Genomic DNA, 23,127 nt, shown 5'->3' on the forward strand with positions numbered 1-23,127 from the left:
CAACCGGCCGCGCCCGGCGCCGATGGCGGCGCGTCGGCCGACGCCGCCCCGCTGCCGCCGCCGTCCAGCGCCGCCCAGCATCTGTACGCCGCCGCCAAGAACGACATCCTGCAAGTGCGCTCGCTGCTGAAAAGCGGCCGCACCCAATCGTCGGTCGGCTCCGGCTTCCTGATCGGCACCAGCAACCTGGTGGTGACCAACTACCACGTGGTGTCCCAATTCGCGCTCGATCCCGACACCTACGTTGGCGAATGGGTCGACACCGGCGGCCAGCGCGGCAATGTCGAACTGCTGGCGGTGGACGTGCTGCACGACCTGGCGGTGCTGCGCGTCAGCCGCAACGGCACCGGCTTCTTCAAGATGCCGGAACAACTGGCGCGCCTGACCCAGGGCCAATACCTGTACTCGATGGGCAATCCGCTCGACCTCGGCTTTGCGATTTCGGAAGGCGCCTACAACGGCGTCATCACGCGCAGCTTTTACGACCAGTTGATGTTCACCGGCCCGATCAACTCCGGCATGAGCGGCGGCCCCAGCGTGACGGTCGATGGCTCGGTGGCCGGCGTCAACGTCTCCAAGCGCCTCGATGGCGAGCTAGTCAGCTTCCTGGTGCCCGCCCGCTATGCCCAGGACTTGCTGAAAAAAGTCGAAGCCCAACAAAAAGCGCCAACCGACTTCACCGCCGTGGTGGCCGGCCAGTTGCTGTCGCACCAGAAGGCGATGGTCGACCAGTTGCTGTCCAGCCCGCTGAGCCTGAAACCGATGGGACCATACCAGGTGCCGGTGCGCGAATCCGAGCAGATGCGTTGCTGGGGCCGCTCCAACGTCAAGGCCGACAAACCGTTCACCGTGGACGACGCCAGCTGCGCGATGGAATCCGCGATCTTCGTCAGCGGCTCGCTGCAGACCGGGCAGATCGCCATCCGCCACCAATTCCTGCGCGGCACCGGGTTGGATAAACTGCGCTTCGCCCAACTGGCCAGCACCTCGTTCAAGAACGAGCACTTCGGCAGCAACAAAGACGCGCGCCTGACCGGCCCCAACTGCACCGAAAGCTTCGTCAAAAACAAAGACCTGCCGCTGCGCGCCGTGCTGTGCGTGCGCGCCTACCGCAAATTCGAAGGGCTGTACGACTTCGCGCTGCTGACCGCCAGCACCGATCAGGGCCTGATGAGCCTGCAAAGCCGGCTGGACGCGCGCGGCGTCTCGTATGACAACGGCATGCGGCTGTCGCGCGTATTCCTCGAATCGCTATCGTTGGCACAGAAGCCGAAGAAAGGCGGTGCCAAATGAAAGCGCCCTACTTCGTCGAAATCCTGGCCCGCAATGGCGACGTGCTACACCGGCACAAAGTGGCGCAACTGCCGATTCGTATCGGCCGCAGCTACGACAACGAGATCATCCTTGACGACGCCCATAGCGCCGCCAGCCACGCCATCGTCGAAACCGACCAGCACAACCAGGTCGTGATGCGCGATCTGGGCAGCAAAAACGGCACCGTCCACAAAGGCCGCCGCCAGAACAGCCTGACACTGGACGGCGACACCGTAGTGCGCCTCGGCCACACCAGGCTGCGGGTACGCGGCGCCGACTTCCCGGTGGCGCCGGAAATCGCCGACACCACCATGCACAGCTGGGAAGGCGCGACCCCGGCCACCATCGGCCTGGTGCTGATCGCCGTCTTCTCCTGCCTGGAAACCTGGCTGAGCGACGTCGAACCGTTCGCCCTGATCCGATACCTGCTGGTGCTGGCCTCCAGCCTGGCGGCCGGGCTGCTGTGGGCCGGCGTCTGGGCGCTGGCCAACCGCCTGTTCGGCAGCCATGCGCGGATTGGCCGCCACCTGTTCATCCTCGGCAGCGCGCTGGCGGTGGTGGGCGTATGGCGCGCCGGCAGCGCCGTGCTGGCCTACGCGTGGTCGTGGGAATCGCTGACGCGCTACGGCAACCTGGTCACACTGGGGATCGCCTGCGGCATGGTGTTCTTCCACCTCATCACCATCAAACCGCACCATCCGCGCCGCTTCCTGATCACCGCCACCGTCATGCTGCTGGCCGGCTCCGGGCTGATGGTAATGACCAACCTGCAAGGCACCGGCCGCGCCGCCGACGAGCTCTACATGTCAGTACTGCTGCCGCCCGAAGTACGGCAAAGCGAAGACCGCAGCGTCGACCAATTCCTGGCCAACGCCGGCAAACTCAAAGCCGCCCTCGACGCCGCCCGCACCCAAGACGTCAAAGACGGCGCCACCGGCGCCGATGACGACGACGAAGACACCGGCTCCGACTAACTGCCGAGCCCGTGTCCACTTCGGGGTCAGTTCCAGAAATCGGACATTGGATCGTGCGCGACTCAATGTCCGATTTTGGGAACTGACCCCGAAGTGGACATTCAGGCGGCTGGCCAGCCGTGCAGGACCTGGTCGACCACTTCCTGTAGCTGCTGGCGGGTGGCGCCGGCGGCGGCTTGGACTGCCATGCCGTTGGAGATGGTCATGACGTAACGCGCCATCTGGCCGGCGCAGAAGTCGGCCGGCAGATCGCCTTCTTGCTTGGCGCGCTCGAAACGCTCTCGCAAACGGGCTTCGGCGGCGGCGCGCCGTTCGATCAGCGAGTTGCGGATCGGCAGCGCGTCGTCGCTGCAGGCCAGCGCGCCGTTGATGACCAGGCAACCGTGCGGATTTTCTTCCTCGGTTTGGGCATTGGCGTTGCCGCGCAGGAAATGCTCGACCACTTCGCGCGCGCGCGACTTTTCCAGCGCGGCGTCGAACAGCGGGTCATGGCTGGCGCCATAGCGCTCCAGTGCCATCCGGAACAGGTTTTCCTTGTTGCCGAACACCGCGTACAGGCTGGGCCGGTTCATGCCCATGGCTTCAGTCAGCTCGGGCAGCGAACTGCCCTCGTAACCTTTTTCCCAGAACACCTTCATCGCCTTGTCCAGCGCGCTATCCGCGTCGAAGGTGCGCGGGCGGCCGAGTTTTCGCTCTTTCATACCGATCGGTTAAAAATTTATTGACAAAATGCTGCACTGCGGAGATTATGAACCGATCAGTAAAAAATTCAAGCATTTTTACCGCTTTCAAGGATTTCCAATGTCAAATCAGACTACTCAGCGGGCCGAAGCGCCCGTCCCAGCTCCGCATCACGGTTCGCCGTGGCCGGGTGTGCTGTCCATTGCCATCGGCGCATTTGCGCTGGTGACCACTGAATTCCTGCCGGTCGGCCTGTTGCCGGCCATCGCCGCCGAACTGGGCGTGACCGAGGGCGTGGCCGGCATGATGGTCACCGTGCCCGGCCTGGTTGCGGCGCTGGCGGCGGTGCTGGTCACGGTCGGCATCGGCCGCACCGACCGCCGCTACGTGCTGTGGGGGCTGACCGGCACCATGTTGCTGTCCAACCTGCTGGTGGCGTTTTCGCACGCCTTCCCGCTGGTGCTGGCCGGACGCGCGCTGCTGGGCGTCGGCGTCGGCGGTTTTTGGGCGCTGGGCCCGGCGCTGAGCACGCGGTTGGCGCCCGCCGGCTCGGAACCGCGCGCGCTATCGATGATTTTTGCTGGCGTGTCGATTGGCACCGTGGCCGGCGTGCCGGCCGGCGCGCTGATCGGTGAATTGTTCGGCTGGCGCGTCGCCTTCCACGCCGGCGGCGTGGTGGCGCTGCTGGTACTGCTGACGCAGATGCGACTGCTGCCATCGCTGCCGGCCAAGGCGTCGGTGACCTTCGGCCAGTTGCCGGAGCTGCTGCGCGTGCCGAAGGCGCGGCTGGGTATTTTCATTACCATGCTGATTTTCATTGGCCAGTTTGCCGCCTATACCTACATCACGCCGTTCCTGGCCCAGGTGGCGCAGCTCAACGCCAAGACCATCAGCACACTGCTGCTGGTGTATGGCGCGGCGGGATTGGTTGGCAATGTCATCGGCGGCAAGATCCTGGCCCGTAGCGTGCGTGCCGGCCTGATCACCACCGGCGTGGTGCTGGGTCTGTCGACCTTGGCACTGCCGCTGCTGGGCACTGGCTTGATCGGTGCGGCGCTGCTGGTGATTATCTGGGGCATTGCGTTTGGCATGATGCCGATGTCGGTGCAGACCTGGATCTTCCAGGCGGCGCCCCAGGCGATGGAGAGTGGCGGCGCGGTGTTTGTCGCCACCGCGCAAATCGCGCTGGCCAGTGGTGCGCTGGTCGGTGGCGTGGCGGTCGATCACCTGGGTGTGTCAAGCGCGATGGTGGTGGGTGGCGTGCTGGCGCTGGCGATGGCGGCGGTGGCACTGCGCTGGGCGCGCGATGGTCAGCAGCCCGCGACCAAGCTGCACGCGGTTCACTAAAGCACTAAAGGCGAACGCGGCGATAGGCACCGAGGAACACCTCGGCCTCTTTTGCCGTCAACACTTTGATGGCATCGCCATGCCAGACATACAGGTACTGCGGGCCGCCGAGGCGATCGGTCAGCTTGGCGTCGACCAGAAAGCTGGTGCCGAGCGGATAAACACTGGTATCGCTCATGCGACGCGAGCACTGCACGTTCATATCGGTGGCGTAAGCCTGGCCGGGCATCGGATGAATCTCCACCACCTCGCCCCACGCCACCGAATGCACCGCCACCTGGCGGTACGCCGTCATATCCCGCGCCATCATCGTTCTCCCAAAACCACCATGGTAGCAGACGCCACTTGCCTGCTGGGGTCCATGACGCACGTTTGATGTAAACGAAGGTCTTCGCAAATAGCAGGCTCAGGATGTGACAACGACATCCTGAGCCCACCTATGAAGACAGCAGCGCTCGTTACAGCGAGCGCCGATACATCACGCTCGGATCGCTTGGGAACTTGAAAGTCTCAATAGTCCACACGGAGAATCGCCATGGAATACGAATCATCTCGTTCAGGAAAGCAAGCAAAAAAGAACGACACATATTACGAGACGCCGAGTAACTGGGAGTCCGTTATGGATTTACCAGCTGACGATATGCAGTTCGATGAGGAACATCCGGAACTGGATCTGCGGCGCGCTGTCAGGCCGGTCATTAGGTTCAAAGGGAAAATCATCGAGCGTCGAAAACATCCGACAGATCCTCTGCTTCCTGAAATGCTTGAGTTAATTCAATCCCGGAGCCCGATGATACAAATGGCGCCGGACATTTTAGGCGGCATGCCGGTTTTCAAAGGCACACTGGTGCCCGTTAAGCGTTTGTTTGATTATCTGCTGTCCGGCAAGACCACCGCACGTTTTGTGAACGACTACCCTCTGGTGTCACGAGCAACGGCGGCCAACGTGCTACAAAACGATGCGACGCTTTTCTATGAAGACATCAGCAACGCATTGGAACCCATGACGCACGTTTGATGTAAACGAAGGTCTTCGCAAATAACAGGCTCAGGATGTGACAACGACATCCTGAGCCTGCTTGTTTTATTTCAGAGCCCGCTTGAAGAATGTCCTGACGCGGCTGCACTGAGATGACACTCTATACATGGGACGAGACCAAGCGCGAAAGCAATTTGCGCAAGCATGGCCTGGATTTCGCGGACGCCAGGGCCTTGCTCATGGCCGACATTTACATCGTCGAAGACATGCGTTTTCATTACACCGAGCCACGCTACAACGTCTATGCCTGGCTCGAAGGAAGCCTGGTCCGCATCACACTGGAGAAGCGCCATGGAATACGAATCATCTCATTCAGGAGAGCCAGTCAGAGGGAAAAGAAAGTTCTGGGACGAGCCCGATAGCTGGCTCAACGTCATGCCCGATCACGATGACGACATCCGCTTCGATGAAGACTGCCCGGAATACGATCCGCGCTATTTATCCGAGCCGGTACACCGTTTCAACGGCCGCCTCATCCCGCCACGCAAATCGCCATTGGATCCCTTTGATCCGGAAGTGCTGGCCTTCATAAAGTCGATCACGCCGATGGTGCAGATGGAACCGCGCATTCTGAACGGTATGCCGGTCTTCAAGCACACCGGCGTGCCCATCAAGCGCCTGTTCGACTACCTGCTGGCTGACCGGTCCATGGACGCCTTCCTGTACGATTTCCCCTCAGTCACGCAAGGTATGGCGACGCAGGTGCTGGCCTGCGACGCCATCCTGTTTTACGAAGCGATCAGCAAGGCGATCGATTCGGCGGCGATGCCTTCTTCGCGCCCCAGGTAGCCCAGCTTCTCATTGGTCTTGGCCTTGACGTTGACCTGACTGATGTCCACGCCCAAATCCTCAGCGATGTTGGCGCGCATGCTGATGATATGCGGCGCCATCTTCGGCCGCTGGGCGATGATGGTGCAATCGATGTTGCCAATGCTGTAGCCGGTCGCCACCACGCGCTGGGCCGCCGCGCGCAGCAGTTTGCGCGAATCCGCGCCCTTGAATTCCGGATCGGTATCCGGAAAATGTTTGCCGATGTCGCCCAGCGCGGCCGCGCCCAGAATCGAATCGGTAATCGCGTGCAGCAGCACGTCGGCATCCGAGTGACCCAGCAGGCCAACGTGGTGCGGGATGTCGACGCCGCCGATAATCAGCTTGCGGCCTTCCACCAGCGCATGGCAGTCATAGCCCTGGCCGATGCGGAATGGGAGTTTGCTCATGTTTAGTCTTCCTTGTTGGCCAGGTACATTTCCGCGATGCGGATGTCGGCTGGCAGTGTTACTTTCAGATTGCGGGGATGGCCTTCGATCAGGCGCGGCGCGTAGCCCAGCATTTCGACCGCGCTGGCATCGTCGGTGATGGCGTTGGCGTCCGGCGCGCTGCCCAGCGCGCGCAACAGCAGCGCGTAGCTGAACATCTGCGGCGTCTGCGCCGACCACAAGCCGTTGCGCGGCACCGTCGCCGCACTGACGCTGCTGCCTTCGGCGCCAGGCGCGCTGCGCTTCATGGTGTCCACCACTGGCAGCGCCAGCAGGCCACCGGCCGGATCATCGCCCACGCCGTCGACCAGGCGTGCGATCAGCGCCGGCGTCAGGCCGGGACGTGCGGCGTCGTGCACCATCACCATATCGTCCGCCGTCAGTTGGCCATCGAGCGCGCGCAAGCCGTTCAGCACCGAGTCCATGCGGGTGGCGCCGCCGACGCGCAGCACGGTCACGCTATCCAGCGATGGCGGCAGCACACTATCGATCACGCCGTCATCCGGGCTGACCACCACATAGGTGTGCGCCACCAGCGGCGAGGCGCAGAAGGCGTCGACCGCGTGACGCAGCATCGGCTGGCCGCCCACGGTCAGGTATTGTTTCGGTCCGTTCGCCGCCATGCGCGCGCCGACGCCGGCGGCTGGCAGCAGCGCGAAGTAGCGCCGTTGTATCGTTGTCGTCATAAATCTCGTTATCTGCGGCGGCGCGAAAGGATTTCCGCGATCTCGCCATTACATGTCTTGGCCAGGCGGGCGTATTCTTCCGGCGAGTCGATCTTGTCCTGCTCCACTTTGCCTTTGGCGAATTCGTCGCGGATGAAGTTGAACCAGGTGCTGTTGACCTCATGCTGCAGCGCCGACAAGGCGGTGCCGGACGGCGCATACAGCGGCTGTCCACCAAAGCGCTTGTTGAGCGCCTCGCCCACTACTTTCTGCACCCGCGCCAGATTGTCCTGGTGCGCCTTCAGGTGGCGCATCTCGTGCTGCAGGATTTCCTTGTAGGCGCAGCTGTTTGGCGCGAATTCGTTGCCGACATAAATCCGCACCGGCGAATAATACAGTTCGATTTCCACCTTGGGTGCGATGCACTCATAGCCGCTGGCAGGGTCCTGCAACACCGGGCCGCTGCTGACTTTGGCTTTGTGCATGCCTTGCGTCACAGTCAGGCCCAGCGTTTCCATGCGCCGGTCCAGGCTGCCGGTACGCGCGGTCAGCGCGCGGTAGGACAGCTGGTTGTTGACGGTGTAGCCGTCCTCCTTGGACTTCAGCACCGACACCGACTTGGTGATCGTGTCTTCGCAGCGGATCTGAAACGGCGTGCGCTCCGCCGCCTGCGCGCCAACTGTGGCAAGCAGACCGGCCAGCGCGATCGCCGCTTTCATAGCTTCCAGTCGCCCGCGCGCAGCTTGTCCAGCCAGAAGATGCCGATCACGGTCTTGACGTCGGTGATCTTGCCTTCGCGCACCCACTGCAGCAACTCGTCGATACTGGCGGTGAAGGTTTCGAGGAATTCGCCCTCATCGAGCCGCGACGGGCCGGCCTTCAGGCCACGCGCCAGGTACAGGTCCAGATGCTCGTCGGAATACGCGATGGCGTTATGGATCTTGGTGACGAATTGCCATTCGCCGCCGGTGTAGCCGGTTTCCTCTTCAAGCTCGCGCTTGGCGGCCAGCAGCGGATCTTCGCCCTTGTCGATTTTCCCGGCCGGGAATTCGATGAACACGTCGCGCAGCGGATAGCGGTATTGGCGCTCCATCAGCACCGTGCCATCGTCCAGCAGCGGCAGAATCACCACTGCGCCGGGGTGCAGGATGTATTCGCGCGCGGTGCGCTTGCCGTCGGGGAGTTGTATGGTGTCGCGCTGGACTTTGAGGAAATGGCCTTGATAGACCAATTCGCCATCGACATGCGTTTCTTTGAGGTTGTCCATCCCTGCTCCACTAACGTTGAAGAACGATAGTGTATCAGCCGTGGGGCTTGCGCAGGTAGCGGACGATGAATCCCGGAAATCCGAGAACGATGAAGGTGCAGGCGGAGATCGCGTAGAACTCCCAGGTCTGCGGGAAGCGGGTGCCGATATTGGCTTCGAGTGCGAAGCCCAGCGCCCCCACCACAAAGTACAGCGCGACGATCTCCAGCAGCCGCACCGGCAGCGGTTTGCGCTGCCAACCTACCGGCACCAGCGCCAGTACTTTGTCGTTGAAGAACGGCAGGTTGGCCGCCGCGATGGCTATCGCGAGGACCAACCAGCCAGCGATGGATACATCCATCAGATGGCCAGCGTGGCGTGCATTACCGACAGGCAGGTGGCCAGCAGCGGACCAGGCATGGCGCCCAGCAGCAGGATGGCCGCACCGTTCAGGCTCAGCACCAGTTTCATGTCGGCCGGCGCAACGATTTCGGTGCTGTCGGTCGGCTCATCGAACCACATGGTCTTGATGACGCGCAGGTAGTAGAACGCGCCGATCAGCGAGAACATCACCGCGAAGATGGTCAGCCACAGCTGGCCGGTGGCCAGCACCGAGTTCAGCACGGCGAACTTGGCGGCAAAGCCCATCATCGGTGGCACGCCGGCCAGCGAGAACAGCAGCACGGTCATCACCAGCGCGAACCATGGGTTGCGCTTGCTCAGGCCCTTGAAGTCCACCAGGTTGTCGGCGTCGAAACCGGCGCGCGACAGCAGCATCAGGGTACCGAAGGTGCCGACCGTGGTCAGCACGTAGGTGATCACGTAGTACATGGCCGAGCTGTAAGCGGCGTCCATGCCGGTGCGGCTCGAGGTGCCAGCCACGCCGGCCAGCAGACCCAGCAGCACGAAGCCGATCTGGGCGATGGTCGAGTAAGCCAGCATACGCTTGATGTTGGTTTGCGCGATCGCGGTCAGGTTACCGATCGCCAGCGACATCACGGCCAGCACCAGCAGCATTTGCTGCCAGTGGAACGCCATCGGCAGCAGACCTTCCACCAGCAGGCGGACGCAGATCGCGAAGGTAGCGATCTTCGGCGCGCCACCCAGCAGCAGGGTCACGGCGGTCGGCGAACCATCGTAGACGTCCGGTACCCACATGTGGAATGGCACGGCGCCCAGTTTGAACGCCAGGCCAGCCACCAGGAACACCAGGCCGAAGATCAGGATGGTCGGGTTGATGGTGCCACGGCCAACGGCGGCCGAGATTTCGCGGATGTCCAGGGTGCCGGTGGCGCCGTACAGCATCGACATGCCATACAGCAGGAAACCGGAAGCCAGCGCGCCCAGCACGAAGTATTTCATCGCCGCTTCGGTCGCACGCACGTTGTCGCGACGCATCGCCACCAGCGCGTACAGCGACAGCGACATCAGTTCCACGCCGAGGTAGATCGACAGCAGGCTGGAGGCCGAAATCATGATCAGCTGGCCCAGCATGGCGAACAGCGCCAGCACGTAGAACTCGCCGCCCAGGTTACCGCTCAGCATGTCGCGGTCGCTGGCGTATTGACGCGAGTAGACCAGCGTCATGCCCACGGTCAGGTAGGTGAACAGTTTCAGCAGGTTGGCCATCGGATCGGCGACGAACATACCGTGGAAGGTATAGGTCGTGGCGCCGGTCGACAGGTCGCTGAAGCTGATGCCGGCGCAGACCAGCAAGGTCAGCAGCGACAGCACGTAGGTGATCGAACGCTGCGCCTTGGTCAGGAACATGTCGATCAGCAGGATAGCCGATGCGCCGATCAGCACCGCGATCTCGGCATAGGCCGGGATCAGGTTGACGGCCTCTTGAGGAATAGGTGTAGTCATTTATGTATTTCCGTTCTTCTTAAGGCAGCTTGCTGTGTGCTACGTGCGCCAGCAGGTCAGCGACCGAGGTTTGCATCGTGTCGGTGAATGGTGCTGGGTACAGGCCCATGTACAGCGTGGCGACGGCCAGAAGGCCCAGCATGAAGAATTCACGGCCATTCAGATCGACCAGCTCAGCCACATGGTGGTTGGCCACTTTACCGAAGATGACGCGCTTGGCCATCCACAGCGAGTAAGCTGCGCCGAAGATCAGCGCGGTGGCGGCCAGCAGACCGATCCAGAAGTTGTACTGGGTCGCGCCCAGGATCACCATGAACTCGCCGACGAAACCGGAGGTCGCTGGCAGGCCGCAGTTGGCCATCGAGAACAGGATGAAGAAGGCGGCAAAGCGCGGCATTTTGTTGACCACACCACCGTAGTCGGCGATTTGACGCGAGTGCGCCTGGTCGTACAGCACGCCGATGCACAGGAACATCGCGCCCGACACGAAGCCGTGCGAGATCATCTGCATGATGGCGCCCTGCACTGCCATGTTGTTGAACACGAAGAAGCCCAGCGTCACAAAGCCCATGTGCGCGATCGACGAGTAGGCGACCAGCTTTTTCATGTCTTTCTGTACCAGCGCGACCAGACCGATGTAGATCACAGCGATCAGCGACAGCGTGATGACGAAACCAGCCAGGTGGTGCGACGCGTCAGGGGCGATCGGCAGCGAGAAGCGGATGAAGCCGTAAGCACCCAGCTTCAGCATGATCGCGGCCAGCACGGCGGAACCGCCGGTAGGCGCTTCAACGTGGACGTCCGGCAGCCAGGTGTGGACCGGGAACATCGGCACTTTCACGGCAAACGCCATGAAGAAGGCGAAGAAGATGGCGATCTGTTCGGTCATCGTCAGCGGCGCTTTGTGCCAGTGCAGGATGTCCCAGCTACCGGTCACGTTGTACAGGTAGATGATGGCAACCAGCGTCAGCAGCGAGCCGAAGAAGGTGTACAGGAAGAACTTGAACGACGCGTAGACGCGGTTGTCGCCGCCCCAGATACCGATCACGATGTACATCGGGATCAGGGTCGCTTCGAAGAAGAAGTAGAACAGCAGGCCGTCCATGGCGGTGAACACGCCGATCATGATGCCGGACAGGATCAGGAACGCGCCCATGTACTGGGCGACGCGGTTCTGGATCACTTGCCAGGCCGAGATCACCACGATGATGGTGATGAAGGCGGTCAGCGGCACGAACCACAGCGACAGGCCATCAATGCCCAGCGAGTAGTAGATGTTGAAGCGCTCGATCCAGGCCGCTTTCTCAACGAACTGCATGCCATGGGCGGCGTTGTCAAAGTTGGTAATCAGCGGGATCGTCGCGCCGAAGCTGATGATCGAGCCGATCAGCGTCAGCACGCGGGTGAAGCCCGCGTTGCTGTCGCGGCCTACAGCCAGCACGATCGCGCCGAAAATAATCGGGAGCCAGATCGCGAGGCTCAGGTACGGAGGTAGTGTAGATATGGTTGACTGCATCATGGTTATCGTTATCTCTTTGCGTATCAGCTAATTAAGCGTGCCAAAACGGCAGGAAGTAGACCAGGAACCCCAGAATGCCGAGGATCATGACGAACGCATAGTGGTAGATGTAACCAGTCTGCGCCAGGCGGGTCAGTGCCGAGAACCAGCCCACTGCCTTGGCGCTGCCGTTCACCAGCAGGCCGTCGATCAGGGTCTTGTCGCCAACAGTCCACAGGCCATTGCCCAGCAGGCGGGCGCCGCCTGCGAACACGGCTTGGTTGAACTTGTCCATGTAGTACTTGTTGTCCAGCAGGGTGTGCAGGAACTTGAACTTGTCGTAGAACCAGGCTGGTACGCGTGGATTGATCATGTAGCAGTAGTACGACGATGCCACACCGGCGATCGCCAGCCACAGCGGAACCGAAGTCAGCGAGTGGATTGCCATGGCGACTGGACCGTGGAACTCGTGTGCCAGTTCTTCCATTGCGTGGTGGTTTTCGCCGACGAAGATCACGCCTTTGAAGAAGTCACCGAACAGCATAGGACCGATTGCCAGCGCGCCGATGATCACCGACGGGATCGCCAGAGCAACCAGCGGGAACCAGACCACGAATGGCGATTCGTGCGGCTTCTGACCTGGGGCCAGACCGTGGTGGGCGTGATCGTCGTGATCTTCGTCGTGGCCGTGGTCGTCGTGACCGTGGTCGTCATGCGCGGCAGCAGCCGCCGGAGCGTGATGATGATCGTCATGTGCGTGAGCCTTGCCGAAGCGCTCTTCGCCGTGGAACACCAGGAAGTACATACGGAACGAGTAGAACGCGGTCACGAACACACCCGCCAGCACGGCGAACTGTGCGAAGCCGGCGCCCCAGATGTGGGTTTCGGCCACGGCTTCGATGATCGAGTCTTTCGAGTAGAAGCCCGAGAAGAACGGCGTACCGATCAGAGCCAGCGAGCCCAGCAGCGAGGTGATCCAGGTAATCGGCATGTATTTACGCAGGCCGCCCATGTTGCGAATGTCCTGATCGTGGTGCATGCCGATAATGACCGAACCGGCGCCCAGGAACAGCAGTGCCTTGAAGAACGCGTGGGTCATCAGGTGGAACACCGCCACCGAGTAAGCCGAGCAACCCAGCGCCACGGTCATGTAACCCAGCTGCGACAGCGTCGAGTAAGCCACCACACGTTTGATGTCGTTCTGGATGATGCCCAGGAAGCCCATGAACAGCGCGGTGATCGAGCCGATCACGATGATGAAGCTCAGCGCGGTGTCCGACAGTTCGAACAGCGGCGACATGCGCGACACCATGAAGATGCCGGCGGTAACCATGGTCGCGGCGTGGATCAGTGCCGAGATCGGGGTTGGGCCTTCCATCGAGTCAGGCAGCCAGACGTGCAGCGGGAACTGTGCCGATTTACCCATCGCGCCGATGAACAGGCAGATGCAGGCTACGCTCAGCAGCGCCCAGTCGGTGCCCGGCAGGTGCAGCAGCGCCAGCGCTTCGCGCTTGGCGAACACTTCCTGGTAGTTCATCGAACCGGCGTAAGCCAGCAGCAGGCCGATGCCCAGGATGAAGCCGAAGTCACCCACGCGGTTGACCAGGAACGCCTTCATATTGGCGAAGATCGCGGTCGGACGGGTGTACCAGAAGCCGATCAGCAGGTAGGACACCAGACCCACCGCTTCCCAGCCGAAGAACAGCTGCAGGAAGTTGTTCGACATCACCAGCATCAGCATCGAGAAGGTGAACAGCGAGATGTAGGAGAAGAAGCGGTTGTAGCCTTCGTCTTCCGCCATGTAGCCGATGGTGTAGATGTGCACCATCAGCGACACGAAGGTCACCACGCACATCATCATTGCCGACAGCGCGTCGATCTGGAAGCCGACTTCCAGCTTCATGCCGGCCACCGTCATCCAGTTGTAGACGGTGCCGTTGTAGGTGGCGCCGTTGATCACATCATTCAGCGTCAGCGCCGAAATGATGAATGCCACCAGCACGCCCAGAATGGTCGCCGCGGTCGAGGTTTTGCGCCCCACCACGTTGCCGAAGAATTTAGTTCCCAACAGGCCGGCCACCGCGGAGCCCGCGAGGGGCGCCAGGGGTACGACTAGCAGGAGATTAGGGTTAAGAGTAACCGCCATGATGAACCTTAATCGTTATTTTTCGTGAGGTTAAAATTAGCCCTTCAGGCTGTCCAGGTCTTCCACGTTGATGGTGTCCAGATTACGGAACAGCACCACCAGGATCGCGAGGCCGATTGCCGATTCGGCGGCCGCCACGGTCAGAATGAAGAAGACAAAGATCTGCCCTGCCGCATCACCGAGGTAATGCGAGAACGCGATGAAATTCATGTTCACTGCCAGCAGCATCAATTCGATGGCCATCAGCAGGATGATGATGTTCTTGCGATTCAGGAAAATACCAACGATGGAGATCGCGAACAGGATCGCGCCCAACACCAGGTAGTGAGCCAGGGATAAAGTCATGGTGCCTCCTTAACTTCGGTTTCGGCCTGGCCACGGGTGGTGACCGGTGCGATCTTGACGATCTTCAGGCGGTCATTCCGTTTGACGCGCACGGCGTCGGCTGGGTCGAAGAATTTGGTGTCCTTGCGCTTGCGCAGGGTCAGCGCTACGGCTGCGATGATCGCGACCAGCAGAATGGCGGCGGCGATTTCAAAGCCATAGATGTATTTGGTGTAGATCAGCAGACCCAGTTCCTTGGTGCCGCCCAGATTGGCGACCGCCGCAGGACGCGGGTCGAAGGTGAGGAAGGAGCGCCACAACACGGCCGCCATTTCCAGCACGATCACGATACCGACGAAGGAGGCCACCGGCAGGTAGCCCCAGAAGTTTTCGCGCAGTTTCTCGGTGTCGATGTCCAGCATCATCACCACGAACAGGAACAGCACCATCACGGCGCCGACATAGACCAGTACCAGCACGATGGCCAGGAACTCGGCCTCCAGCAGCAACCAGATGCCGGCGGCGTTGAAGAACGCCAGCACCAGGAACAGTGCTGCGTGCACCGGATTACGAGCCGTAATCACGCGCGTCGAGGCCAATATCATGATGGCCGCGAAGACGTAGAACAAAGCAGTTTTAAATTCCATAACTAACCCAAGAGACGTACAGTTGTTTGATCACATCGCTGAAGCGGGCCTCACCGGAGTTCGGCCCGCTGGGGTCAGCGATAAGGAGCGTCCGCTGCGCGGGCCGCGGCGATATCGTCTTCGTAACGGTCGCCTACGGCCAGCAGCATCTCTTTCGTGTAGTACAGATCGCCGCGTTTTTCGCCGTGGTATTCCAGCACATGCGTTTCCACGATCGAATCAACCGGGCACGACTCTTCGCAGAAACCGCAGAAGATGCACTTGGTCAGGTCGATGTCGTAGCGGGTGGTGCGGCGCGAGCCGTCATCACGCTGTTCCGATTCGATGGTGATGGCCATCGCCGGGCACACTGCTTCGCACAGTTTGCAGGCGATGCAGCGCTCTTCCCCATTTGGATAGCGGCGCAGCGCGTGCAGGCCACGGAAGCGCGGCGACATCGGCGTCTTCTCTTCCGGGTACTGCACGGTGATCTTGCGCGAGAACATATACTTGCCCGTCAGCGCCATCCCTTTGATCAGCTCGGTCAGCATGAAGCTGCTGACGAAATCTTTTAATCGTTCCATTTTCTTTTGTCCTTACTTCCAGATATTCCAGGAGGTCTGCATCCAGCCTGCGACGAACACCAGGTACACCAGCGTCAGCGGGATAAAGACTTTCCAACCCAGACGCATGATCTGGTCGTAACGGTAGCGAGGGAAAGTACCACGCACCCAGATGAAGACGGAGACCAGGAAGAACGCTTTCACGAACAACCAGAAGAAGCCGCCGAAACCGCCCCAGAATTCCAGGAAGGCAAATGGCGCCGACCAGCCGCCCAGGAACATGATCGAACCCAGCACCGCGATCAGGATCATGTTGGCGTATTCGGCCAGCATGAACATGGCGTAGGCCATGCCCGAGTATTCCACCATGTGACCGGCAACGATTTCCGACTCACCCTCGACCACGTCGAACGGGTGACGGTTGCACTCGGCCAGGCCGGAGGTAAGGTAGACCACGAACAGCGGCAGCAGCGGCAGCCAGTTCCACGACAGGAAGTTCAGGCCCTTGTCAGCGAACATGCCCTGCTGCTGGCCATGCACGATGTCGATGAAGTTCAGCGAACCGGACACCATCAGCACCACCACCAGCACGAAGCCCATGGCGATTTCGTAGGAAATCATCTGTGCCGAGGCGCGCATCGCGCCCATGAAGGAGTACTTCGAGTTCGAGGCCCAGCCGGCGATGATGATGCCGTAGACTTCCATCGAGGTGATCGCCATCAGCAGCAGCAGACCGGCGTTGACGTTGGCCAGCACCGCTTCAGGACCGAACGGCACCACCGACCAGCACGCCAGTGCCGGCATGATGGTCATGATCGGGCCGATCACGAACAGGCCGGGATTCGACTTGGCCGGGGTGATGATCTCTTTGAACAGCAGTTTCAGCGCGTCGGCGATCGGCTGCAGCAGACCCATCGGGCCAACCCGGTTGGGACCGACGCGGATCTGAATCCAGCCGATGAATTTACGTTCCCACAGGGTCAGGTAAGCAACCAGACCCATCAGTGGCAGCAGCACCACGACGATGCGGATCACGGCCCAGACCAGCGGCCAGTACTGCCCCAGCGCTTCCGCGCCGGTGGCATTGATGGTAGTGACGAATTCAGGCAGAGCCATTATTTCACCTCTCCTGCTTTTTCTACGGTAATCGAACCGAACATGCTGCCCAGCGCGGCGGTGGTGGCGTGTGCCGCAGCCACGCGCACGGCGTTGGCTGGCAGTTTGGCGTCCACCGCGGCTTCCAGGATGGCGCTGCCCGAACCTTGCACTACTTTGACCTTGTCGCCGGCGACCACACCCAGTTGCTGCGCCAGAGCGGTCGACAGGTGCGCTTTTGGCGCAGCCGCGTCGGCCATCTTCTGCAGCGACTCGGCACGGCGCACCACGGCGTCGGCAAAGTAGATCGGTACGTCAGCGATACGTTCGATACCGCTCGAAACAGCAGTCGCTGCGGTCAGCGGCAGTTTCGACACGTTGCTCAGCTTGGCCGATACATCGGTCACGCCGGCACCCAGGATTTCGTCACGGATTTGTTCCGAAGTGTCGTAGTCAAAGCCCGGCAGGCCCAGGATGTTGCCCAGCACGCGCAGCACTTTCCACGCAGGACGGGTTTCCAGCAGCGGCTTGACGGTGCCGTTGAAGCTTTGCGCGCGGCCTTCGGCATTGACGAAGGTGCCCGAGGTTTCGCTGAATGGCGAAATCGGCAGCAGCACGTCGGCGTAGTCCAGACCATGCTTGTAGGCGGACATGGCGACGACCATATCGGCTTTCTTCAGCGCGGCGACGGCGGCTTGCGGGTTGTGCGCGTCCAGTTCCGGTTCGGCATTCAGCAGCACGTAGGCGGCTTTCGGCTCGGTGAACACTGGCGCCTTGGCGGCGTTGGCGTTGACCACGTAGGCGCCAACGGTGTTGGCGGCTTCGGTCAGGTAGCCCAGCTTGGCACCGGTCTGTTCAGCGATCCACTGTGCGGCGGCGTGCAGCGCGCCGGCTTGCGGGTGCTGAACTGCGGCGTTGCCCAGGAAGATACCTTTGTTCTCGCCCGACAACAGCGAAGCGGCGATCGCGGTTGCAGCGTCGGAGGCTTGTACGCCGTCGAAGCCGGCAGGAGCCGCCACTTCTTTGGCCTTGGCCACGGCTACCACCACTTGCGACAGCGCCGACAGCCACTCCGATGGAGCGACGATCAGTTTGTTTGCCACGTTCATCAGCAGGTCGTCGTCGGTTGCGTGCAGGATCGACAGCTTGGCGCCGCCTTTCACCGAGGTACGCAGACGGGTCGCCAGCAGCGGGTGATCCTTGCGCAGGAACGAGCCGATCACGAAGGCGCGGTTCAGTGCGCCGAATTCGCTGATCGACATGCCCAGCCATGGGGTCACGTCCAGCGAGAAGTCGCTTTGACGCAAACGGGTGTCCACGCTGTCCGAACCCAGGCCACGCGTCAGTTTCTGCAGCAGGTGCAGTTCTTCCAGCGTCGAGTGCGGGGTGGCGATGGCGGCCAGCGCGTTGGCGCCGTGCTCGTGCTTGATGTTTTTCAGACCGTGCGCCACGTATTCCAGCGCGGTCTGCCAGTCCACTTCTTTCCACTCGCCGCCCTGCTTCAGCATCGGCTGGGTCAGACGTTCAGCGACGTCCAGACCTTCGTAGGAGAAGCGGTCCTTGTCGGAGATCCAGCATTCGTTGACCGCGTCGTTTTCCAGCGGCAGCACGCGCTTGACCTTGCCGCCTTTGACCTGAACGATCAGGTTGGCGCCCAGGCCGTCGTGCGGCGACACGGATTTGCGGCGCGACAGTTCCCAGGTACGGGCGCTGTAGCGGAATGGCTTCGAGGTCAGTGCGCCGACTGGGCACAGGTCGATCATATTGCCGGACATTTCCGAATTAACGGTCTGGCCGACAAAGGCGGTAATTTCGGAATGTTCGCCGCGCCCGATCATCCCCAGCTCCATCACGCCGGCCACTTCCTGGCCGAAACGTACGCAACGGGTGCACTGGATGCAACGCGCCATTTCCTGCATCGACACCAGCGGGCCAGCGTCTTTCGGGACGACCACGCGCTTGTCTTCCTCGTAGCGCGATTCGCCCTTGCCGTAGCCCACGGCCAAGTCTTGCAGCTGGCATTCGCCGCCCTGATCGCAGATCGGGCAGTCCAGCGGGTGATTGATCAGCAGGAATTCCATCACCGACTTCTGTGCCTGCACAGCCTTGTCGGAGTGCGAACGCACGATCATGCCGGCCGAGACTGGAGTGGCGCAAGCCGGCAAGGGCTTAGGCGCTTTTTCCACTTCGACGAGGCACATGCGGCAGTTCGCAGCGATCGACAATTTCTTGTGATAGCAGAAGTGCGGAATGTAGGTTCCCAGTTTGTTGGCGGCGTCCATCACCATGCTACCAGCAGGGACTTCGACTTTTTTGCCGTCTATTTCGATTTCAACCATGGTGATCGTACGCAGCTTAGAGGTAAGCGGGCACTAAGCAATGCTTGTGCTCGATGTGATATTCAAATTCTTCGCGGAATTGCTTGATGAACGCACGCATCGGCATTGCCGCCGCGTCGCCCAGCGCGCAAATCGTGCGGCCCTGGATGTTGTCGCAAACCGAATTCAGCACGTCCAGATCCGATGGACGGCCTTGGCCATTTTCAATACGGTGGATCATGCGGTACATCCAACCGGTACCTTCGCGGCACGGGGTGCATTGGCCGCACGACTCTTCGAAGTAGAAGTAAGCCAGACGCTCCATGGCCTTGACCATGCAACGGGTCTCGTCCATGACGATCACCGCGCCCGAACCCAGCATCGAACCCGCTTTGGCGATCGAATCGTAGTCGAGGTCGGTTTGCATCATGATCTCGCCGCGCACCACTGGCGCGGAGGAACCGCCAGGAATGACCGCCTTGATCTTTTTGCCGCCGCGCATGCCGCCTGCCAGTTCCAGCAGTTTGGCGAACGGGGTGCCCAGCGGGACTTCGTAGTTGCCCGGACGTTCAACGTCGCCCGAGATCGAGAAGATCTTCGAGCCGCCGTTGTTCGGACGACCGATCGCCAGGTATTTTTCCGGACCCATGTTCAGGATGAACGGAACCGCGGCGAAAGTTTCGGTGTTGTTGATGGTGGTCGGCTTGCCGTACAGGCCGAACGACGCCGGGAATGGCGGCTTGAAGCGCGGCTGGCCTTTTTTGCCTTCCAGCGATTCCAGCAGCGCGGTTTCCTCGCCGCAGATGTAGGCGCCATAACCATGGTGCGCGTGCAGCTGGAAGCTGAACTCGCTGCCCATGATCTTGTCGCCCAGGAAGCCGGCGGCGCGCGCCTCTTCCAGCGCTTCTTCAAAGCGCAGGTATTCCTGATAGATCTCGCCGTGGATGTAGTTGTAACCCACGGTGATGCCCATCGCGTAGGCGCCGATGGCCATGCCTTCGATCAGCGCGTGCGGGTTGTAACGAATGATGTCGCGGTCCTTGAAAGTGCCAGGCTCGCCCTCATCTGTATTACATACCAGGTACTTCTGGCCCGGGAACTGACGCGGCATGAAGCTCCACTTCAGGCCGGTAGGGAAACCCGCACCACCACGGCCGCGCAGCGACGACGCTTTGAGGTCGGCGATGATTTGTTCCGGGGTGATTTTCTCTTCGATGATACGGCGCAGGGCGCTGTAGCCGCCGCGTTTTACGTAGTCTTCCAGATGCCAGTTATCGCCGTTCAGGCCGGCCAGGATGACTGGATCGATATGTCGGTCGTGGAGTGACGTCATTTCTTGAGTTCCTCCACGAGGGAGTCGATTTTGTCGTTGGACATGAAGCTGCACATGCGGTGATTGTTCACCAGCAGTACCGGCGCGTCGCCGCAGGCGCCCATGCACTCGCCTTCCATCAGCGTGAACTCGCCATCGGCCGTGGTGTCACGGTAGTCGATGCCCAGCTTCTGCTTCAGGTGGTGTGCCGCGCGCTCGCCGCCCGACAGGGCGCAAGGCAGGTTGGTGCACACGGTGATCTTGTGTTTGCCGACCGGCTTCAGGTTGTACATATTGTAGAAAGTGGCGACTTCCTGCACGGCGATGGCCGGCATGCGGATGTAGTCCGCCAGTTCCTGCATCACTTCCGGCGAGACCCAGCCCAGTTCAACCTGGGCGTGCGCCAGCGCTGCCATCACGGCCGACTGGCGCTGATCGTCTGGATACTTGGCCAGCTCGCGATCGATTTTTTTGTAGCACTGCTCAGATAACAACATTCTTTTTGCCTCTCGCACTTAGCGGTCAATACTGCCGAACACGATGTCTTGGGTGCCGATGATGGTCACGGCGTCGGCAATCATGTGGCCACGCGCCATTTCGTCCAGCGACTGCAGGTGCGCATAATCGGGCGAGCGCAGCTTGACGCGGTATGGCTTGTTGGCGCCGTCGGACAACAGGTAGACGCCGAATTCGCCTTTCGGATGTTCCACCGCCGAGTAGGCTTCGCCTGGCGGCACGTGGAAGCCTTCAGTGAACAGCTTGAAGTGGTGGATCAGCGATTCCATATTGGTCTTCATGTCCACGCGGCCTGGTGGCGCAACTTTGCGGTTGCTGGTCATGACGGGACCTGGGTTGTTGCGCAGCCATTCAACGCACTGTTTGATGATCTTGTTCGACTGACGCAGTTCTTCCACGCGCACCAGGTAGCGGTCGTAGCAGTCGCCGTTGGTGCCGATCGGCACGTCGAAGTCCATCAGGTCGTACACTTCGTACGGCTGGTGCTTGCGCAGATCCCACTGGATGCCCGAACCGCGCAGCATGGCGCCGGTGAAGCCCATCGCCAGTGCGTCTTCCGGTGCCACCACGCCGATGCCGACGGTACGCTGTTTCCAGATACGGTTGTCGGTCAGCAGGGTTTCGTATTCGTCGACATAAGTCGGGAAACGCGCGGTGAAGGCTTCGATGAAGTCCAGCAGCGAACCCTGACGGTGTTCGTTCAGCTGGTCGATGGCTTTTTGCGAACGGATGATCGATGGCTTGTGCTGCGGCATCGCGTCCGGCAGGTCGCGGTAGACGCCGCCCGGACGGTAGTAGGCCGCGTGCATGCGCGCGCCGGATACCGCTTCGTAGCAGTCGAACAGGTCTTCGCGGTCGCGGAAGCAGTACAGGAACGGCCCCATGGCGCCAACGTCCAGCGCGTGCGCGCCCAGCCACATCAGGTGGTTCAGGATGCGGGTCATTTCGTCGAACATGACGCGGATGTACTGCGCGCGCAGCGGCACGTCGATGCCCAGCAGCTTCTCGATCGCCATCACGTAGGCGTGCTCGTTGCACATCATCGACACGTAGTCCAGACGGTCCATATACGGTACCGACTGCAGGTAGGTCTTCTGTTCCGCCAGCTTCTCGGTACCACGGTGCAGCAGGCCGATGTGCGGGTCGGCGCGCTGGATCACTTCGCCGTCCAGCTCCAGCACCAGACGCAGCACGCCGTGCGCTGCCGGGTGCTGCGGACCGAAGTTCAGGGTGTAGTTCTTAATCTCAGCCATTATTTAATCCCGTAATTTTCTTCGCGGATCACGCGCGGCACGTTTTCACGCGGCTCGATGGTGACCGGCTGGTAGATCACGCGCTTCTGCTCAGGGTCGTAGCGCATCTCGACATAACCCGAGACCGGGAAGTCCTTGCGGAACGGATGGCCGATGAAACCGTAGTCGGTCAGGATGCGGCGCAGGTCGTTGTGGTTCTCGAACAGGATGCCGTACATGTCGAACGCTTCGCGCTCGTACCAGTTGACGGCGCGCCACAGCGGCGTGACCGATGCCAGCAGCGGCATGTCGTCGTCGGCGCAGAACGCGCGCACACGGACGCGCCAGTTGTTTTTCACCGACAGCAGGTGCACCACCACGGCGAAACGCTGGCCGTCCCAGGCGCCGTCGCCATAGGTCAGATAGTCGATGCCGCACAGGTCGATCGCCTGGTCGAAGCCCAGCGATGGATCATCACGCAGGGTTTGCATCACGCCGTAGTAGTCGGCGGCCTTCACGGTGACCGTGATCTCGCCCAGCGCAACCACGGTAGTAACGCGATCGCCCAGGGCGGAGCCGAGGGCGGTTTGCAGTTTTTCCAGATGTGTAGTCATTTTGTTGTAGCGCCCCCGTTAGCGTGCGATCGTGTTGGTGCGCTTGATCTTGTTCTGCAGCTGCATGATGCCGTACAGCAGAGCTTCAGCGGTCGGCGGACAGCCTGGCACATACACGTCGACCGGCACGATGCGATCGCAGCCGCGCACGACGGAGTAGGAGTAGTGGTAGTAGCCACCGCCGTTGGCACAGGAGCCCATCGAGATGACCCAGCGTGGCTCTGGCATCTGGTCGTAGACCTTGCGCAGTGCCGGGGCCATCTTGTTGCACAGCGTGCCGGCCACGATCATCACGTCGGACTGACGTGGCGATGGACGGAACACCACGCCGAAGCGGTCCATGTCGTAACGGGCAGCGCCCACGTGCATCATTTCGACTGCGCAGCAAGCCAGACCGAACGTCATCGGGAACATCGAACCCGTGCGCGCCCAGTTGATCAGCTTGTCAGCCGAGGTGGTGATGAAACCTTCGTTTAATACGCCTTCAATAGCCAT

Annotated in this window: 26 protein-coding genes; 6 read left to right on the top strand and 20 right to left on the bottom strand. The window is 61.1% G+C overall.

Going from position 1 to position 23,127, the window contains the following annotated elements; translation table 11 throughout:
* Positions 1-1,293: S1 family peptidase (locus tag GJ699_RS03000; protein WP_154373009.1), on the top strand; the 1,293-nt coding region annotated here is incomplete at its 5' end.
* Positions 1,290-2,288, top strand: coding sequence for an FHA domain-containing protein (locus GJ699_RS03005; RefSeq protein WP_154373011.1), 999 nt, complete (start codon positions 1,290-1,292; stop codon positions 2,286-2,288). The genes GJ699_RS03000 and GJ699_RS03005, both read left to right, overlap by 4 nt.
* A gap of 101 nt (positions 2,289-2,389) precedes the next feature.
* Here GJ699_RS03005 and GJ699_RS03010 read toward each other — a convergent pair whose 3' ends face one another.
* On the bottom strand, positions 2,390-2,989 hold the full coding sequence (locus tag GJ699_RS03010) for a TetR/AcrR family transcriptional regulator (protein WP_154373013.1): 600 nt from the start codon (positions 2,987-2,989) through the stop codon (positions 2,390-2,392).
* Between the two features lie 100 nt (positions 2,990-3,089).
* Between GJ699_RS03010 and GJ699_RS03015 the strand changes: the two genes are divergently transcribed.
* A complete protein-coding gene (locus GJ699_RS03015; RefSeq protein ID WP_154373015.1) occupies positions 3,090-4,316 on the top strand; it encodes an MFS transporter in 1,227 nt (408 codons plus the stop codon).
* Positions 4,317-4,320: 4 nt separating this feature from the next.
* Here GJ699_RS03015 and GJ699_RS03020 read toward each other — a convergent pair whose 3' ends face one another.
* Positions 4,321-4,626 carry a hypothetical protein gene (locus GJ699_RS03020; RefSeq protein WP_229261930.1) on the bottom strand — a complete coding sequence of 102 codons (306 nt, stop codon included), beginning with the start codon at positions 4,624-4,626 and terminating at the stop codon, positions 4,321-4,323.
* Between the two features lie 225 nt (positions 4,627-4,851).
* Here GJ699_RS03020 and GJ699_RS34380 point away from each other — a divergent pair, with 225 nt between their 5' ends.
* The 3 genes from GJ699_RS34380 to GJ699_RS34385 all read left to right on the top strand — a co-directional run bounded on the left by GJ699_RS34380 (position 4,852) and on the right by GJ699_RS34385 (position 6,144).
* Complete coding sequence (locus GJ699_RS34380; protein ID WP_229261931.1) at positions 4,852-5,334, top strand: DUF433 domain-containing protein; 483 nt, start codon at positions 4,852-4,854, stop codon at positions 5,332-5,334.
* Between the two features lie 113 nt (positions 5,335-5,447).
* The gene (locus GJ699_RS35250) at positions 5,448-5,717 is read left to right on the top strand and encodes a BrnT family toxin (RefSeq protein ID WP_154373017.1); all 270 of its coding nucleotides are present in this window, start codon (positions 5,448-5,450) and stop codon (positions 5,715-5,717) included.
* Complete coding sequence (locus GJ699_RS34385; protein WP_229261932.1) at positions 5,647-6,144, top strand: DUF433 domain-containing protein; 498 nt, start codon at positions 5,647-5,649, stop codon at positions 6,142-6,144. The genes GJ699_RS35250 and GJ699_RS34385 overlap by 71 nt, the downstream gene beginning before the upstream one ends.
* Here GJ699_RS34385 and ispF read toward each other — a convergent pair.
* From ispF to GJ699_RS03130, 18 genes are all read right to left on the bottom strand, one after another.
* Entirely contained in the window at positions 6,084-6,572 is a 489-nt protein-coding gene (gene ispF, locus GJ699_RS03045) for a 2-C-methyl-D-erythritol 2,4-cyclodiphosphate synthase (RefSeq protein WP_154373019.1), read from the bottom strand. The genes GJ699_RS34385 and ispF overlap by 61 nt on opposite strands.
* A 2-nt stretch (positions 6,573-6,574) precedes the next feature.
* The gene (ispD, locus tag GJ699_RS03050) at positions 6,575-7,297 is read right to left on the bottom strand and encodes a 2-C-methyl-D-erythritol 4-phosphate cytidylyltransferase (protein ID WP_154373021.1); all 723 of its coding nucleotides are present in this window, start codon (positions 7,295-7,297) and stop codon (positions 6,575-6,577) included.
* Positions 7,298-7,305: 8 nt separating this feature from the next.
* On the bottom strand, positions 7,306-7,995 hold the full coding sequence (locus GJ699_RS03055) for a hypothetical protein (protein WP_154373023.1): 690 nt from the start codon (positions 7,993-7,995) through the stop codon (positions 7,306-7,308).
* On the bottom strand, positions 7,992-8,543 hold the full coding sequence (locus GJ699_RS03060; protein WP_154373025.1) for an NUDIX domain-containing protein: 552 nt from the start codon (positions 8,541-8,543) through the stop codon (positions 7,992-7,994). Before GJ699_RS03060 ends, GJ699_RS03055 begins: the two co-directional genes overlap by 4 nt.
* A gap of 34 nt (positions 8,544-8,577) precedes the next feature.
* On the bottom strand, positions 8,578-8,883 hold the full coding sequence (locus GJ699_RS03065) for a DUF2818 family protein (protein ID WP_154373027.1): 306 nt from the start codon (positions 8,881-8,883) through the stop codon (positions 8,578-8,580).
* Positions 8,883-10,388, bottom strand: coding sequence for an NADH-quinone oxidoreductase subunit NuoN (gene nuoN / locus GJ699_RS03070; RefSeq protein ID WP_154373028.1), 1,506 nt, complete (start codon positions 10,386-10,388; stop codon positions 8,883-8,885). The genes GJ699_RS03065 and nuoN overlap by 1 nt, the downstream gene beginning before the upstream one ends.
* A 19-nt stretch (positions 10,389-10,407) precedes the next feature.
* Positions 10,408-11,907, bottom strand: a complete 1,500-nt coding sequence (locus tag GJ699_RS03075) for an NADH-quinone oxidoreductase subunit M (RefSeq protein ID WP_154373030.1) — start codon at positions 11,905-11,907, stop codon at positions 10,408-10,410.
* A 31-nt stretch (positions 11,908-11,938) separates the two neighbouring features.
* Complete coding sequence (gene nuoL, locus GJ699_RS03080; RefSeq protein ID WP_154373032.1) at positions 11,939-14,032, bottom strand: NADH-quinone oxidoreductase subunit L; 2,094 nt, start codon at positions 14,030-14,032, stop codon at positions 11,939-11,941.
* A gap of 36 nt (positions 14,033-14,068) precedes the next feature.
* Positions 14,069-14,377 (bottom strand): NADH-quinone oxidoreductase subunit NuoK, encoded by a 309-nt coding sequence (nuoK, locus tag GJ699_RS03085; protein WP_072780604.1) that lies wholly within the window; start codon positions 14,375-14,377, stop codon positions 14,069-14,071.
* Positions 14,374-15,003, bottom strand: a complete 630-nt coding sequence (locus GJ699_RS03090; RefSeq protein ID WP_154373034.1) for an NADH-quinone oxidoreductase subunit J — start codon at positions 15,001-15,003, stop codon at positions 14,374-14,376. Before GJ699_RS03090 ends, nuoK begins: the two co-directional genes overlap by 4 nt.
* 74 nt (positions 15,004-15,077) lie before the next feature.
* A complete protein-coding gene (gene nuoI, locus GJ699_RS03095) occupies positions 15,078-15,566 on the bottom strand; it encodes an NADH-quinone oxidoreductase subunit NuoI (RefSeq protein ID WP_154373036.1) in 489 nt (162 codons plus the stop codon).
* Positions 15,567-15,578: 12 nt separating this feature from the next.
* On the bottom strand, positions 15,579-16,661 hold the full coding sequence (gene nuoH, locus GJ699_RS03100) for an NADH-quinone oxidoreductase subunit NuoH (RefSeq protein ID WP_154373038.1): 1,083 nt from the start codon (positions 16,659-16,661) through the stop codon (positions 15,579-15,581).
* On the bottom strand, positions 16,661-18,979 hold the full coding sequence (gene nuoG, locus GJ699_RS03105) for an NADH-quinone oxidoreductase subunit NuoG (protein ID WP_154373040.1): 2,319 nt from the start codon (positions 18,977-18,979) through the stop codon (positions 16,661-16,663). The genes nuoH and nuoG overlap by 1 nt, the downstream gene beginning before the upstream one ends.
* A gap of 16 nt (positions 18,980-18,995) precedes the next feature.
* Positions 18,996-20,291, bottom strand: a complete 1,296-nt coding sequence (gene nuoF / locus GJ699_RS03110) for an NADH-quinone oxidoreductase subunit NuoF (RefSeq protein WP_154373042.1) — start codon at positions 20,289-20,291, stop codon at positions 18,996-18,998.
* A complete protein-coding gene (gene nuoE, locus GJ699_RS03115; RefSeq protein ID WP_154373044.1) occupies positions 20,288-20,767 on the bottom strand; it encodes an NADH-quinone oxidoreductase subunit NuoE in 480 nt (159 codons plus the stop codon). The genes nuoF and nuoE overlap by 4 nt, the downstream gene beginning before the upstream one ends.
* Positions 20,768-20,785: 18 nt before the next feature.
* Positions 20,786-22,039: an NADH-quinone oxidoreductase subunit D gene (locus GJ699_RS03120; RefSeq protein WP_154373047.1), complete on the bottom strand. Its 1,254-nt coding sequence runs from the start codon at positions 22,037-22,039 to the stop codon at positions 20,786-20,788.
* Complete coding sequence (locus GJ699_RS03125; protein WP_154373049.1) at positions 22,039-22,632, bottom strand: NADH-quinone oxidoreductase subunit C; 594 nt, start codon at positions 22,630-22,632, stop codon at positions 22,039-22,041. Before GJ699_RS03125 ends, GJ699_RS03120 begins: the two co-directional genes overlap by 1 nt.
* An 18-nt stretch (positions 22,633-22,650) precedes the next feature.
* A complete protein-coding gene (locus GJ699_RS03130; RefSeq protein ID WP_008450353.1) occupies positions 22,651-23,127 on the bottom strand; it encodes a NuoB/complex I 20 kDa subunit family protein in 477 nt (158 codons plus the stop codon).

Source organism: Duganella guangzhouensis, assembly GCF_009674535.1.
Lineage (GTDB): Bacteria > Pseudomonadota > Gammaproteobacteria > Burkholderiales > Burkholderiaceae_D > Rugamonas > Rugamonas guangzhouensis.